14 protein-coding genes are annotated in these 14307 nt (G+C 69.1%); 7 read left to right on the top strand and 7 right to left on the bottom strand.

Going from position 1 to position 14307, the window contains the following annotated elements:
- Positions 1 to 46 precede the first annotated feature (46 nt).
- Genes tldD through GRI72_RS12125 form a run of 5 tightly spaced genes read left to right on the top strand, consistent with a single transcriptional unit; the run spans position 47 to position 3299 of the window.
- On the top strand, positions 47 to 1477 hold the full coding sequence (tldD, locus tag GRI72_RS12105) for a metalloprotease TldD (RefSeq protein ID WP_160734174.1): 1431 nt from the start codon (positions 47 to 49) through the stop codon (positions 1475 to 1477).
- Positions 1478 to 1535: 58 nt separating this feature from the next.
- Positions 1536 to 1949: a hypothetical protein gene (locus GRI72_RS12110; RefSeq protein WP_160734175.1), complete on the top strand. Its 414-nt coding sequence runs from the start codon at positions 1536 to 1538 to the stop codon at positions 1947 to 1949.
- 14 nt (positions 1950 to 1963) lie between these two features.
- On the top strand, positions 1964 to 2338 hold the full coding sequence (locus GRI72_RS12115; RefSeq protein ID WP_160734176.1) for a hypothetical protein: 375 nt from the start codon (positions 1964 to 1966) through the stop codon (positions 2336 to 2338).
- 3 nt (positions 2339 to 2341) lie between these two features.
- Positions 2342 to 2743, top strand: coding sequence for a hypothetical protein (locus GRI72_RS12120; RefSeq protein WP_160734177.1), 402 nt, complete (start codon positions 2342 to 2344; stop codon positions 2741 to 2743).
- A gap of 7 nt (positions 2744 to 2750) precedes the next feature.
- Positions 2751 to 3299, top strand: a complete 549-nt coding sequence (locus tag GRI72_RS12125; protein WP_160734178.1) for a DUF924 family protein — start codon at positions 2751 to 2753, stop codon at positions 3297 to 3299.
- Positions 3300 to 3318: 19 nt separating this feature from the next.
- On the opposite strand, the gene GRI72_RS12130 is transcribed toward GRI72_RS12125, so the two are convergent.
- The 4 genes from GRI72_RS12130 to guaA form a co-directional block, all read right to left on the bottom strand.
- Entirely contained in the window at positions 3319 to 4293 is a 975-nt protein-coding gene (locus tag GRI72_RS12130) for an NAD(P)H-dependent flavin oxidoreductase (protein ID WP_160734179.1), read from the bottom strand.
- A gap of 101 nt (positions 4294 to 4394) precedes the next feature.
- Positions 4395 to 5222 (bottom strand): arylamine N-acetyltransferase family protein, encoded by an 828-nt coding sequence (locus GRI72_RS12135; protein WP_160734180.1) that lies wholly within the window; start codon positions 5220 to 5222, stop codon positions 4395 to 4397.
- Positions 5219 to 5761, bottom strand: coding sequence for an NADPH-dependent FMN reductase (locus GRI72_RS12140; protein WP_160734181.1), 543 nt, complete (start codon positions 5759 to 5761; stop codon positions 5219 to 5221). The genes GRI72_RS12135 and GRI72_RS12140 overlap by 4 nt, the downstream gene beginning before the upstream one ends.
- Before the next feature lie 141 nt (positions 5762 to 5902).
- Positions 5903 to 7477, bottom strand: a complete 1575-nt coding sequence (gene guaA, locus GRI72_RS12145; RefSeq protein ID WP_160734182.1) for a glutamine-hydrolyzing GMP synthase — start codon at positions 7475 to 7477, stop codon at positions 5903 to 5905.
- 226 nt (positions 7478 to 7703) lie between these two features.
- On the opposite strand from guaA, the gene GRI72_RS12150 reads away from it, so the two are divergent.
- Positions 7704 to 8009 carry a UrcA family protein gene (locus tag GRI72_RS12150; RefSeq protein ID WP_160734183.1) on the top strand — a complete coding sequence of 102 codons (306 nt, stop codon included), beginning with the start codon at positions 7704 to 7706 and terminating at the stop codon, positions 8007 to 8009.
- A gap of 626 nt (positions 8010 to 8635) precedes the next feature.
- Here the strand turns inward: GRI72_RS12150 and GRI72_RS12155 are convergent.
- Genes GRI72_RS12155 through GRI72_RS12165 form a run of 3 tightly spaced genes read right to left on the bottom strand, consistent with a single transcriptional unit; the run spans position 8636 to position 11593 of the window.
- Positions 8636 to 10192: a class I adenylate-forming enzyme family protein gene (locus GRI72_RS12155; RefSeq protein WP_160734184.1), complete on the bottom strand. Its 1557-nt coding sequence runs from the start codon at positions 10190 to 10192 to the stop codon at positions 8636 to 8638.
- 55 nt (positions 10193 to 10247) lie between these two features.
- Entirely contained in the window at positions 10248 to 11171 is a 924-nt protein-coding gene (locus tag GRI72_RS12160; protein ID WP_160734185.1) for a cation diffusion facilitator family transporter, read from the bottom strand.
- Positions 11168 to 11593: a type 2 periplasmic-binding domain-containing protein gene (locus GRI72_RS12165; RefSeq protein ID WP_160734186.1), complete on the bottom strand. Its 426-nt coding sequence runs from the start codon at positions 11591 to 11593 to the stop codon at positions 11168 to 11170. The genes GRI72_RS12160 and GRI72_RS12165 overlap by 4 nt, the downstream gene beginning before the upstream one ends.
- A 155-nt stretch (positions 11594 to 11748) precedes the next feature.
- Here GRI72_RS12165 and gyrB point away from each other — a divergent pair, with 155 nt between their 5' ends.
- A complete protein-coding gene (gyrB, locus tag GRI72_RS12170) occupies positions 11749 to 14277 on the top strand; it encodes a DNA topoisomerase (ATP-hydrolyzing) subunit B (protein ID WP_160734187.1) in 2529 nt (842 codons plus the stop codon).
- Positions 14278 to 14307: the final 30 nt, after the last annotated feature.

Consider the following 14307-nt stretch of genomic DNA (forward strand, 5'->3'; position numbering starts at 1 on the left):
CGGCGCCCCCTGACATTGCCGGCGCGCCATGCCTATATGCCGCGGCATGACCGCCCAGCCGACCGATCCGCACGCCTTCCTCTACGGTGAAGGCAAACTCGACCCCGAAGGTGCCGCGCGCCTGGCCGCGCGCCTGCTCGACCGGTGCGACGACGGCGAGCTCTACCTGCAATATACCGCGCGCGAGGCGCTCGCCTTCGACGACGGCCGGTTGAAGACCGCCGACTACGCGCGCGATTCGGGCTTCGGCCTGCGCGGCGTCTCAGGCGAGACGACCGGCTTCGCCCATGCCAGCGAGATTGCCGAAGGCGCGATCGTGCGCGCCGGCGAGACACTGCAGTTGCTCGACCCGGCTGCGCGTGCGCCGGCCGCCCCGCCGCGGCGCAGCAACCGGCATCTCTACACCGCCGACAACCCGCTCGACGCCGTGCCTTTCGGCGACAAGGTCGCGCTGCTCGAACAGATCGACGCCGCCGCCCGCGCGCGCGACCCGCGCGTGTCGCAAGTCACCGCGAGCCTGCTGGCGAGCTGGAGCGTGGTGGAGATCGTGCGCCCCGACGGCTTCGTCGCCACCGACGTTCGCCCGCTGGTGCGTCTCAACGTCGGGATCGTGGCCGAGGCGAACGGGCGGCGCGAACGCGGCAGCTTCGGCTTCGGCGGGCGCTACCTCTACGATCGCCTGTTCGATCCCGCCGCCTGGAACCGCGCGGTGGACGAGGCGGTCCGGCAGGCGCTCGTCAACCTCGAGAGCATCGATGCGCCGGCCGGCGAAATGCCCGTGCTTCTGGGCCCTGGCTGGCCCGGGGTCCTCCTCCACGAGGCGGTCGGCCACGGGCTGGAAGGCGATTTCAACCGCAAGGGGACCAGCGCCTTCACCGGGCGCATCGGCGAACGCGTCGCGGCCCCGGGGGTGACCGTGGTGGACGACGGCGCGATCCGCGACCGCCGCGGGTCGCTGTCGATCGACGACGAGGGCACCCCCACGCGCGAGACCGTGCTGATCGAGGACGGCATCCTGAAAGGATACATGCACGATCGCCTCAACGCCCGCCTGATGGACGCCGAGCCGACGGGCAACGGCCGGCGCGAGAGTTTCGAACACGCCCCGATGCCGCGCATGACGAACACCTTCATGCGCGCAGGGCAGGACGATCCGGGCGAATTGCTCGCGCGGATGAAGCGCGGCATCTACGCGACCAGCTTCGGCGGCGGGCAGGTCGACATCGTCTCGGGCAAGTTCGTCTTCTCCTGCACCGAGGCCTACCTGGTCGAGGACGGGCGCATCGGCGCGCCGATCAAGGGGGCGACCCTGGTCGGCGACGGGCCGAGCGTGCTGACGCGCGTTTCGGGCATCGGCAACGATCTCGCGCTCGACGAAGGCGTCGGCATGTGCGGCAAGGGCGGGCAGGGCGTGCCGGCCGGCGTCGGCCAGCCCACCGTTCTGGTCGACCGGCTCACGGTCGGCGGCACGGCCTGACGGGCGGCCCCCCATCCGCTCATCGCGCGTTCACCCAGGACGTGATAGAAGGCCGGCCATGATGCGCAGCCTCTTCATCTTGCTGGCCGCTTCGACCGGCGCGCTCGCCGCCCCCGCGCTGGCAGACGAACCTTCGCGCGGCGAACGGCAACTGGCCGAGATCCTCGAAGGGCGCGTGGCCGGCGAGCCGGTTCGCTGCCTGCATGAAAGCCAGCGCCACGCGGTGCAGATCGTCGATCGGACCGCGATCGTCTTCCGCGACGGCGACACGCTCTGGGTCAACCGCCCCGGCGGCGCACGCATGCTTTCCAGCGGCGACCTGCCGGTGTTCCACCAGTATGGCACCCGGATCTGCCGCCTCGACCGCGTCGAACTGCGCGACCGCCTGGGCGGCGTGCCGGGCCCGGTGGTGATTCTCGACGAATTCGTCCCGTATGCGAGGGCTGGGGGGGACGACAACGAAGAGGAATGAGAAGGAGTCTGATTATGAAGTTTGGCAAGTTCGCGGCAGCTGCCGGGGCCGCCCTGGCATCGATGGCCATGACGCTCGCGGCGCAGAGCGCCCCTGCCGAGGCACAGGGCGAGCTGTCGAAGATGCTGGCGGGGCGAGTCGCCGGCCCGGCCGAGGATTGCATCATGCTGCGCCCGGTCAGCCGGCTGATCGTGGTCGAGAACTCCGCGCTGGTCTTCCGCAGCGGCGATACCTTGTGGGTCAACACGACCACCAGCCCCGACGCCCTTCGCGAGGCGGACCGGTTCGATTTCACCGCCTTCGGCCAGCGCCTGTGCAGCAGCGACAAGGTATCGGGCCGGCAGGGGCCGCTCGATCTGGTCGCCTTCGTCCCTTACCGGAAGGGCTGAACCATGGCTGGCAGGATAGCATTTTCCGCAGCGGCCCTCGCGGCGGCCTGCATGGCCGCCCCGGCCGTGGCCGACGATCATGACGGCGAAGGCGCGGCGCGGCTGGCGGAAATGATCGAAGGGCGCGTCGCGGGCGAACCGCAATCGTGCGTCCACATGGGGCCCAGCACCCGCATGCGGATCATAGACGGGACCGCGATCGTGATCGAACGCGGGCGCACGCTCTACGTCAATGTCCCGCGCGACGCCGATTCGCTCGACGACGGCGATGCCATGGCCATTCGCCGCACGGGAAGCCAGCTGTGCCAGACGGACATCATCACGACGTTCGACCGGATGGGCGGCTTTTACACCGGCAATATCTTCCTGGGCGATTTCGTCCCTTACGAGAAAGTCGAAGGCTGATTCCGGCATGACCGCCGCCCCGCGCCGCTGGGCGGCGGAATTGCTGCATGTCTGGTTCCACCGGCTCGGCCCCGGCGACTGGTTCGGCGGCGGCGAGCGGGTCGATGCGCTGCTGCAGGAGCGGTTCGCGCGCGAATGGCACGCGCTTCGCCATCGCCCGGCGCGCGACTTCCTCGGCGACACACGCGTCGCGCTGGCGGCGATCCTGTTGTTCGACCAGGTCCCGCGCAACCTGTTCCGCGGCCAGGCGCGGGCTTTCGCCTCGGACCGCCTCGCGCGCCACATCGCCCGGGGCATGATCGCCAGCGGGGCCGACCGCGCCCTGCCCGAACGGCAACGCGCCTTCGTGGCCATGCCGTTGATGCATAGCGAGCGCATCGCCGACCAGCGCGCCTCGCTGGCCTATTTCGCCCGGTCGAGCGGGCAGCGCGGCTTCGCGCGCAGCCATTATCGCATGATCGCCCGCTTCGGCCGCTTCCCGCACCGCAATGCCGTGCTGGGCCGCCGATCGAGCGCGGCGGAGCGGCGCGCCGTGGCCGCCGGTTACGCCTGGTAGCCGGCAGGCCGCCCCGGCATCACGCCCGGCGCAACCCGTCCATCCGGTCGATGATGTCGCTCGCCTGCTGCATGATGCGATCGATCAGTTCGCCGCAGGTCGGGATGTCGTAGACGAGCCCGGCGACCATCCCGCAGCTCCACGCCCCGCGGTCCATTTCCCCTTCGCGCATGATCGACGGATAGACGCCGGCCACTTCCTCGATGATGTCCTCGAACTTCAGGTCCGCGCCCAGCGCCCGTTCCTTCTCCAGCAGGCGCTCGACCGCGTCGTTGGTCAGGACCCGCTCGGTATTGCGCAGCGGGCGCATGACCAGCCGGGTGTCGAGCTCGCTCGCGGCCAGGATCGCCTGCTTGACGTTGTCGTGAACCGGGGCCTCCTGCGTGGCGATGAAGCGGGTGCCCATGTTCATGCCCGCGGCGCCGAATGCCAGGCTGGCGACGAGGCTGCGCCCGTCGGCCATGCCGCCACTGGAAACGAAGGGAATCTCCAGCTCGTCGGCCGCGCGGGGGAGGAGGATGAAGTTCGGCACGTCGTCCTCCCCCGGGTGTCCGCCGCATTCGAACCCGTCGACCGAGACCGCGTCGCACCCGATCGACTGCGCCTTCAGCGCGTGGCGCACGCTCGTGCACTTGTGGATCACCCGGATGCCCGCGTCCTTCAGGTGGGGGAGGACGGCCTGCGGGTTGTTGCCCGCGGTCTCGACCACTTTTACCCCGCCTTCGACGATCGCGCGGACATAGCCGGGGTAATCGGGCGCATTGACCGTGGGCAGGAAGGTCAGGTTCACGCCGAAAGGCTTGTCGGTCATGTCGCGGCAGCGGGCGATCTCGTTGGCGAGGTCGGCCGGGGTCTTCTGGGTCAGCCCGGTGATGATCCCCAGCCCGCCGGCGTTCGACACGGCGGCCGCCATTTCGGCGAGCCCGACGTAGTGCATCCCGCCCTGGATGATCGGGTGCTCGATACCGAACATCTCGGTGATCGCGGTCTTCATTCGTCTCTCCCCTTTACAGCGCTGTCTGGCGCCGACCTGTCGCAAATCGGGCGGGCTGGCAAGGCGGGAGGCGCGGCGGGGTAGGCGTCCCCGGCGACAGGTCAGCCGGACGGCGGCGCCCCGGCCGCGCGCTCGATCGCCGGCCGCCAGGCGGCCTCGACCGGCAGACCGAACCGTTCGGCCAGCGCCGTCTCGAGCGCGTCGGCGTCGAGCGTTTCCTGCTGCACGGTGCCGTCGCGACCGCGAACGGTCAGCCGCGAATCGGCCAGGACGTGGCGAGCCTCCGGCGTGGTGCGGGTCACGATCAGGCGGTGGCGGAAATGCGAATCCGGGTGGGTCGAGGTGTACCAGTTGTGCAGGCGGTAATCGCCGTCGAGCAATGGCCCGGGCAGCAGGCGATAGACCGGTTGCCACCGCCCGGCGATCGAGGCTTCCAGTTGCATCTCGCCGCCCGCCGGGCGCAGGCGGAAGATCTCGTGCCCGGTGCTCTGCGGTTCGCGCGCGGCAAGGCGCAGCGGCGCGGTCGGCACGCAGCTTCCGAAGCCCACGTCCACCAGGTAGCGCACGCCGCCCACCGTGACCCGCAGCGCCATGTGCGAAGGCGGCGACAGGGGCGCATCGGGCGCCGTCTGCCAGTTCACCCGCGCGATCAGCCCTTCGACCTCGAACCCGATCGCCTCCAGCACCCGCTTGAACAGGCTGTTGTGTTCGTAGCAGTAGCCGCCGCGGCCCGCGCCGATCAGCTTGGCATCGACCGCCGCGGGCGAAAGGTCCACCCCGCGCCCGAGCAGGACATCGATCGCCTCGAACGCGATTGCCGCCGGGTGGCGTTCCTGCAGGGCGCGCAGGGTGTCGAGGTCGGGCCGCAGCGGCCCCGAATGGCCGATGCGCGCGCAATAGGCGGCGAGGTCCACGCCCGGCGCGCTCATGCCGCTTCGCCGTAGGCGCGGGCACCGCGCGCGTCGCGCAGCGCACCGGTCCACCATTCAAGCCGGCGCAGCATCGCGGCCATGGCGCGCGCGGACCGCTCCGGATCGTGCAGCCGGGCGTTTTCGCCGAACTGTTCCCACGCCGCGGCGAAGCTGACCGTGTCGCGCAGGCCGACCGCGTGCAGCTCGGCAAAGACGCCGCGCAAGTGCTCGACCGCGCGCAGCCCGCCGGAGATCCCGCCGTAGGAGACGAAGCCCACCGGCTTGGCATGCCATTCGGCGTTGGCCGCGTCGATCAGCGCCTTCAGCGGGGCGGGGAAGCTGTGGTTGTATTCGGGGGTGACGACGATGAAGCCGTCGGCCCGACCGATCCGCCGCGCAAGCTCGCGATCGTCGTGCCCGGCGGCCGGGTCGATCGTCTCGATCGCCATTCCGCCATGCGCCGCGACCCGTTCGGCCACCCATTGCGCGACCCGGTCGCACAGCCTGCCGCGCCGCGTGCTGCCGTAGATCAGCCCGATCCGGAAAGTATCCGCCATGTTCCTCGTTCCTTCGATTGCTTCGATGAGGAACACGTCGATACAACTTCAACCAAACTTGAGATCAAGCGTTTTCTCGATCGCAAATTCCGCCCACCGTGATGGACCCGGCCGAACAGCGCGGGCCGTGGCGCGGCCGCGCTATTCCCACTCGATCGTGCCGGGCGGCTTGGACGTGTAATCGTAGACCACGCGGTTGATGCCCTTCACCTCGTTGACGATGCGGGTCGCGACTCGGGTGAGGAAGCTGGCATCGAACGGATAGACATCGGCCGTCATCCCGTCGGTGCTGGTCACCGCGCGGAGCCCGCAGACGCTGTCGTAGGTGCGCCCGTCGCCCATCACGCCCACGGTCTTGACCGGCAGCAGCACGGCAAAGGCCTGCCAGATCGCGTCGTAGAGGCCGGCGGCGCGGATTTCCTCGAGGTAGATGGCGTCGGCCTTGCGCAGGATGTCGCACCGTTCCTTCGTCACTTCGCCCGGAATGCGGATGGCCAGGCCCGGCCCGGGGAAGGGATGACGGCCGACGAAGACCTCGGGCAGGCCGAGTTCGCGGCCGAGCACGCGGACCTCGTCCTTGAACAGCTCGCGCAGGGGCTCGACCAGCTTCATGTTCATCCGCTCGGGCAGGCCGCCGACATTGTGGTGGCTCTTGATCGTGACGCTTGGCCCGCCGGTGAAGGACACCGATTCGATGACGTCGGGGTAGAGCGTGCCCTGGGCGAGGAAATCGGCACCGCCGATCTTCTTCGCCTCGGCTTCGAACAGGTCGATGAAGGCCTTGCCGATGAACTTGCGTTTCTCCTCCGGATCGGTTTCGCCGGCGAGGCCGGACAGGAACATGTCCTCCGCATCGACGTGGACCAGCGGGATGTTGTAGTGATCGCGGAACAGGGTCACGACCTGCTCCGCCTCGTTCATCCGCATCAGCCCGTGGTCGACGAAGACGCACGTCAGCTGGTCGCCGATCGCCTCGTGGATCAGGACCGCGGCCACCGCCGAATCGACCCCGCCGGAAAGGCCGCAGATCACTTTCCCGTCGCCGACCTGCTCGCGGATTTCCGCGATCTTGGTCTTGCGGAACTCGGCCATCGTCCAGTCGCCCGCGAGGCCGCAGACATGGCGCACGAAATTGGCCAGCAGCCTGCCGCCGTCGGGCGTGTGGACCACCTCGGGATGGAACTGGGTGCCGTAATACTTGCGTTCCTCGTCGGCGATCACCGCGAAAGGGGCGCCGTCGCTGGTCGCGACGATCCGGAAGCCGGGGGCGAAGCGCGTGACCTTGTCGCCGTGGCTCATCCAGACCTGGTGGCGTTCATCGGTCTGCCAGAGGCCGTCGAACAGCGCGCAGGGTTCGGTCACCGTGAGGTAGGCGCGGCCGAACTCGCCCCCTTCGCCGGTCTCGTGCCCGGGGCGCACTTCGCCGCCGAGCTGCTGGGTCATGACCTGCTGGCCATAGCAAATGCCCAGGATCGGCAGGCCGCTGTCGAACAGGACCTGCGGCGCGCGCGGGCTATCCTCGTCGCAAACGCTGGCGGGCGAGCCCGAGAGAATGATCCCCCGGGGCTTCAGGCGATGGAACGCCTCCTCCGCCTGGGTGAAGGGCGCGATCTCGGAATAGACGCCGGCCTCGCGCACTCGGCGCGCGATGAGCTGGGTGACCTGGCTGCCGAAATCGACGATCAGGATGGAATCGGGGAGGTGTTCTGGCTGCATGGGGGGATCCGTTAAGGCCAGCGCGTGGTGCCTGTCCAGCATTCGCCGCGCCGGGCGACCCGGGCCGGTGCGGGGGCGGGTGCGCCGATGAAGGCGAAACGTGCATGGCGTTCACCCTCGATCGCGTATTTTGCACTTGCGAAGGGTAATGGTGCAGCGCACAATCGCAGGCGAGAACAACAAACGGATGTTTGAGAGCGACCACACCTTGTCGAAGGAGACGCTCATGAAGTTCCCCCACATTCTCGCCGCCGGCCTGGCCTCGCTCGCCCTCCTGGGCGCGCCCGCGCAGGCCGAACCGCGCAAAGTCACGATCGCGGTGCATTTCGACGATCTCGACTTGCGCGACCCGGCCCAGGTCCGCGCGCTGCACAAGCGGGTCGAAGCGGCGGCAAAGGAAGCCTGCGCCTATCCCGACGCGCTGTCGTTCAACCCGGTGCCCTACGACCGGGCGTGCAAGGCCTCGCTGGTCGAATCGGCCGAGGAGGTGATTGCCCGCAAGCGCACCGCACGCCTCGCCAGCGCCAGCTGACGCGCGACTTTCCCCGAACTCGACGATCCGGCGTCGCCACGAAAGCTGGCGGCGCCGGATTTTCGTTGGGGCCCGTAGTTTCGACTGGCCCCGTGCAGTTCGCGCAAGCGCCGGGCACCCTGGGCACGCCTATCGCGGCAGCGCTTCTCCTCACCGCGTGCGGTGCCGCGTTTTTCGCGGCCAGCCGCGCGCCTTTTCCCCTCTGGCCACGCACTTGGCGCCGCGCCGCCACCTGCCGATTCAACAGAAATTTGCACCACTAAAGCGCGATTTTACCGTTTTTGGTTGCAGATTTCTCAACGAAAGTGGCAGTTTTCTCATTTGTGAAAAGCAAGGCGAAAGATTATTTCACCTCTCGAGCCGGGCGGAAGGTTCCTCTCTCTCCTCTCTCCCCCCTTCCCCCGGCCTCTCAGAAACAGGAGCCATGCCATGCGCACGACTGCATCGCAGTTCCTGGCCTTCCTCGCGGCTGCTTCGATCAGCAGCCTCATGCTCGGTGCAGCAATCGCCTGAGCCTGGAGGAAGAACAGCGAGAGAGGCGCGGCCGCCAAGTCCTCCCCCCCCCCATAGTGGCGGCCGCGTCTCCATCGCGCCTTTCCCCAGCCGGCAGATCTTCCCCGGCGTGCCTATTCGACGCCGCCTATCGCCTCCGCCCTTTCACGAAGCTCGGTCTTGAGCAGTTTGCCGATATGGCTGCGCGGCATCTCGTCCACCGGGTGCAGCGCCGCCAGGCGCTGGGTCTTGCCCAGCCGCGCGTTCACCGCCGCGAGGATCTCGGCCATCGGCCGGGCGCCCGGCGCGAGGCGGGCAAAACCGACCGGGCTTTCGCCCCAACGGCGGCTGGCCACGCCGACGACGGCCGCCTCGGCCACGTCGTCCTCGCGCTCCAGCTCCGCCTCGAGGTCGGCGGGGTAGATGTTGAACCCGCCCGAGATGATCATGTCCTTGGCGCGGCCGACCAGTTCGACGAAGCCGTCGGCATCGACCCGGCCGATATCGCCCATCCGTTGCCACACCGCGCCCGTTTCCGGGTCGGTCCAGTATCCCTCGCGCGTCTTGTCCGGCCGGTTCTTGTACCCGCTCATCATCGTCTGGCTGCGGCCGACGAGGTTGCCGGCCACCCCCGGCGGCACCTCGCGGTCCTCGTCGTCGAGCACTTTCAGCTCGCTGCCCGGCGCCGGGCGGCCGACGGTATGGAGCTTGTCGGGAAACTCGTGACAGGGCAGCAGGCACACGACGCCGCCTTCCGTCATCGAGTAGATTTCCACCAGAGCCCCGGGCATCCGGCGCAGGACCTCGCGCTTCAGCGGGGCCGGGAAGGGTGCCGAGGTGCAGTATTTCAGCGCCAGCGAGGACAAGTCGAACCGGTCGAAGCGCGGCTCGTCCATCAGCCGCTGGTATTGCACCGGCACCAGCATCGTCACCGTCGTGCGGTCCGCCTCGGCATGGGCGAGCCAGGCCTCGGCCGCGAACTTGCCCATCACGCGCACCATGCCCCCGGCAAGCAGCGGCGCGAGGAAGGCGACCATCGTCGTGTTCGAATAGAGCGGGGTCGAGGCGAGAGCGCGCGGCTCCAGCCCGTTGCCGAGATAGGACGCCGCGATCGAGGCGAACTGGCGCCAGCGCATCTGGTGCGAATGGACGATGCCCTTGGGCACGCCGGTCGTGCCGCTGGAATAGATGATGTTGAACGGATCGCCCGGCGCCGGCGCGAAAGGCTCGGCGCGGGTGCCGGCAGGCGCCATCCAGCCGTCCAGCTCCTCGTCCAGCAGAACATGGTCCATGTCCGGCAGGAAATCGTCGCCCAGCTCGCTGCGCCGCGCGCGATCGACGAACAGGTGCCGCGCGCCGCTGTCGCCGGCCATGCCCTCCAGCTGTTCGCGGCTCGCGCTGGTCGTCAGCGGAGCGGCCACGCCGCCCGCGCGCACCGCGGCAAGGAACACGAGCGCATAGGCGATCCCCGAAGTGCCGAGGATGGCCACGGCCTGCCCCCGCTCCAGCCCGTCGGCCTGGAGGCGGGCGGCGATCCGTTCCACCCGGTCCGCCAGCTCGCCCCAGGTCAGCGCCCCGCGATCGTCGCGCAGGGCGAGTGCGTCGGGCTGCGCCTCGGCCCAGGCCGCCAGCATGGCGGGAAAGGAGCCCCATTCGGCCCCGACCAGGGCCCCGATATCGTCTTTCGTCATCGCCGCGATCCTAGCGCCACGGCCAGCGGCGGCAAGCGCGCACTTTACGCGCGCGTCAATCTTCGTCGCTGCGAGCGCAGCCGGGCGGGGTGAAGCTGAGCTGCGCGAGACGCCAGCCGGCGTCGTCGCCCATCCATTCCTCCAGCGGCGGCAGGTCGCCGGGCGGGCAGGTGTCGCCGACATTGGCGAGGATATAGCGCCCCGATTCGCGCAGGCGCACGTGGCCGTCGGGCCAGCGCGCCTCCAGCCGCCGTTTCAGCCGCTCGGCATCGGGAGAGATCTCCGCGCTTTCCAGCTGCCGCGGCATTCCGTCGAGCAGCTCGGCCGCCGCGGTGCGGATGTTCCGCGCCCCGTCGTAGAGGATCGACAGCGCGATCGCCGCCGCCGCTGCCGAATCGGCCCACCACAGCCCCATTCCGATGCCCAGCACCCCGGCCATCCCGGCGAGCCCGGTCTGCCAGTCCGCCTTCTGCATCAGGGCATCGGTGTGCAGCACCTTGTCGCACAGTTTCGAGGCCACCGGGCGCTTGAGCCGGCCGAGCACGACGGGCACGACGACCGACCAGGCGAGCGCGGCGAGCATGATCCAGCCGAGCCAGACCGTGTGGCCGAAGATCGTCACCGGCCCGATCGTCGGGTGCTCGCCCGCGGCCAGCGCGCTGACCCCGTCGAACAGCAGCCAGGCGCCGACGGCGGCGAGGACGACCGCGCTGGCCATGAAGGCGAGGCTGTCCACCCGCACGAAGCCGTAAGGATACTTGCGCGTCGGCGGGCGGGGTTCGAGCCGCGCCGCGACGAGAAAGGTCACTGCCGGCACCAGCCCCAGGAGATCCTCGATGAAGGCGGTCTTCATCGCCTGGCTCGATCCCATCGCGAAATACATCGCCGCGACCACGCTGCCCATGCCTGCCAGCGTCCACCATTCCAGCCGCCGGGCGCGGGCCATTTCCGGGCGGATTTCCTTCGGCAGCTGGTTCATGGCCGCACTGCCTGCTCGACCGTCATGATCCAGCGGTTTTCCCCGTTACGCATGGCGAAGCGCGCGGCCGGCTGGTTGCGCGGCGGGGCGGCGCGCCACCCGATCGCCGGGCCGAAATGGACCTCCTTCGCCCACGGGCTGGCCATCGCGAAAGTGCCATAGACCAGGTCGATCCGCCCGTCGGCCAGGTCGCGCAGCAGGGTCTCGCTGTCGCCCGGCACGCGCTCGACGCGGGCCGAGGTCGCCCGCGCCACGGCGGCCAGGGCCTGCGCCGCCTCGCGCTCGGGAGCGGTGCCGCGCACCCAGCCGAGGCGGATCGTGCCGCTTTCGCGGACCAGTTCCTCGGTCCGATCGGGATCGCGCGGAAAGGGGCCGCATGCCGCGAGCGACAGGGCGAATGCCAGCCAGACGAGCCGTCGCATCCCTTGCCTTCCCCTTCGCAGCGCGCACGAAACCGTGCCCGTCAACGCGCGGGAGGGGCGAAGTATCCGCGAAACCGGGTGGCAAGCGGTGGAAAAATCCCCCGCGACCGCGCGATTCGCTTGGGATCGGCGCCCCCGCGGCCTATATAATCGCCATGGAAGACACCCCCGAAAACACCCCGCCGGAAACGGCGAAGCGCAACGGCTACGGCGCCGATTCGATCAAGGTCCTCAAGGGGCTGGACGCGGTCCGCAAGCGGCCGGGCATGTATATCGGCGATACCGACGACGGATCGGGCCTGCACCACATGGTGTTCGAAGTGTCGGACAACGCGATCGACGAGGCGCTGGCCGGCCATTGCGATCTCGTCCTGATCGAGCTCAACCCCGACGGCTCGGTCTCGGTCGAGGACAACGGCCGCGGCATCCCGGTGGACATGCACAAGGAAGAGGGCGTTTCCGCGGCCGAGGTCATCATGACCCAGCTCCACGCCGGCGGGAAGTTCGAGAACACCAGCGACGACAACGCCTACAAGGTCTCGGGCGGCCTGCACGGGGTCGGCGTCTCGGTGGTCAACGCGCTCAGCGAATGGCTGGAGCTGACCATCTGGCGCGACGGCAAGGAACACTGGATGCGGTTCGAGAACGGCGATGCCGTGGCTCCGCTGAAAGTGGTCGGCGATGCGCCGCCGGTCGAATCGAACGGCGACGAGAACGGGTTGAAGAAGGGCACGCGGGTGACCTTCCTGCCTTCGACCGAGACGTTCAAGAACGTGACCGAGTTCGATTTCGACAAGCTCGAGCACCGTTACCGCGAACTGGCCTTCCTCAATTCGGGCGTCCGCATCCTGCTGCGCGACCGGCGGCACGAGGAGATCAGGGAACACGACCTGTTCTACGAGGGCGGGATCGCGGCCTTCGTCAAGTACCTCGACCGCAACAAGCAGGCGCTCGTCGCCGAGCCGATCTCGGTCTCGGCCGAGAAGGACGGGATCGGGATCGACGTCGCGCTGGAGTGGAACGATTCGTATTACGAGAACGTGCTCTGCTTCACCAACAACATCCCCCAGCGCGACGGCGGGACGCACCTCGCCGCCTTCCGCGCCGCGCTGACGCGCACGCTCAACAATTACGCCAGCGCATCCGGCCTGCTGAAGAAGGAAAAGGTCTCGCTGACCGGCGAGGACATGCGCGAAGGCCTGACCGCGATCGTCTCGGTCAAGCTGCCCGATCCCAAGTTCGGCAGCCAGACGAAGGACAAGCTGGTCAGTTCGGAAGTCCGCCAGCCGCTCGAATCGCTGATGGGCGAGAAGATGACCGAGTGGCTGGAGGAAAACCCGGCCGATGCGAAGGCGATCATCCAGAAGATCGTCGATGCCGCCGCCGCGCGCGAGGCGGCGCGCCGCGCGCGCGAGATGAGCCGCAAGGGCGCGATGAGCGTCGCCAGCCTGCCGGGCAAGCTGGCCGACTGCCAGGAACGCGATCCGGCCAAAAGCGAGCTGTTCCTGGTCGAGGGCGATTCGGCCGGCGGTTCGGCCAAGCAGGGCCGCGACCGCAAGACCCAGGCGATCCTGCCGCTCAAGGGCAAGATCCTGAACGTCGAGCGCGCCCGGTTCGACCGGATCATCGGATCGAAGGAAGTCGGCACGCTGATCCAGGCCATGGGCACCGGGATCCGCGACGATTTCAACATCGAGAAGCTGCGCTATCACAAGATCGTGATCATGACCGACGCCGACGTGGACGGCGCGCATATCCGCACGCTTCTGCTCACGTTCTTCCACCGGCAGATGCCCGAGATCATCCGGGCCGGGCACCTCTACATCGCGCAGCCGCCGCTCTACAAGGTGAGCAAGGGCCGCAGCGAGGTCTACCTGAAGGACCAGGCCGCGCTCGACCGCTACCTCGTCGATGCCGGGCTGCAGAACCGGGTTCTCGAAACCGCCGGCGGCGCGCGGGCGGAAGGGGACTTGCGCGCGCTGGTCGAACACGGCCTGCGGATCCGCAACCTGATCGCCTTCGTCCCGCGCAAGTACGACGCGGCGATCGTCGAACAGCTCGCGCTGTCGGGTGGGCTCGATCCCGCGCTCGACGCGGCGGGGCGCGCCCGCGCGCTCGACGAGGCGGCGCAGCGGCTGGGCCGCGCCGATCCCGAGGCGCGGTGGAGCGCATCGCTCGATGCCGAGGGCGGCATCCGTTTCGAGCGGCTGTGGCGCGGGGTCACCGACGTCCACGATATCGAGGCGGCCTTCGTCACCAGTGCCGAGGCGCGCAAGCTCCATGGCCTCGCGAGCGAGAACGCCGACGTCTATGCCGCGCCCGCGCACCTGGCCCGCCTCGGCACCGAGCCGGAAGCCGCGAACGCCGGGGCCGAAGGGGATGACGCGGGCGTCGCGCCCGCGGCAGGCGAGGCCATCACCCGGCCGACCGAGCTGCTCGACGCGGTTCTCGCCGCCGGGCGCAAGGGGCTTTCGGTCCAGCGGTACAAGGGGCTGGGCGAAATGAACGCCGAGCAATTGTGGGAAACCACGCTCGACCCGGAAAACCGCGCGCTCTTGCAGGTCAAGGTCGAGGACGCCGACGTCACCGACGAGATCTTCACCCGCCTGATGGGCGACGTGGTCGAGCCGCGGCGCGAGTTCATCCAGGACAATGCCCTGAACGTCGCCAACCTCGACGTCTGAGCCGCCCGGCCCCCGCGCCGGCGGCGCGGC

Origin of the sequence: Pelagerythrobacter marinus (genome assembly GCF_009827515.1) — a bacterium.
GTDB classification, from domain to species: domain Bacteria; phylum Pseudomonadota; class Alphaproteobacteria; order Sphingomonadales; family Sphingomonadaceae; genus Pelagerythrobacter; species Pelagerythrobacter marinus.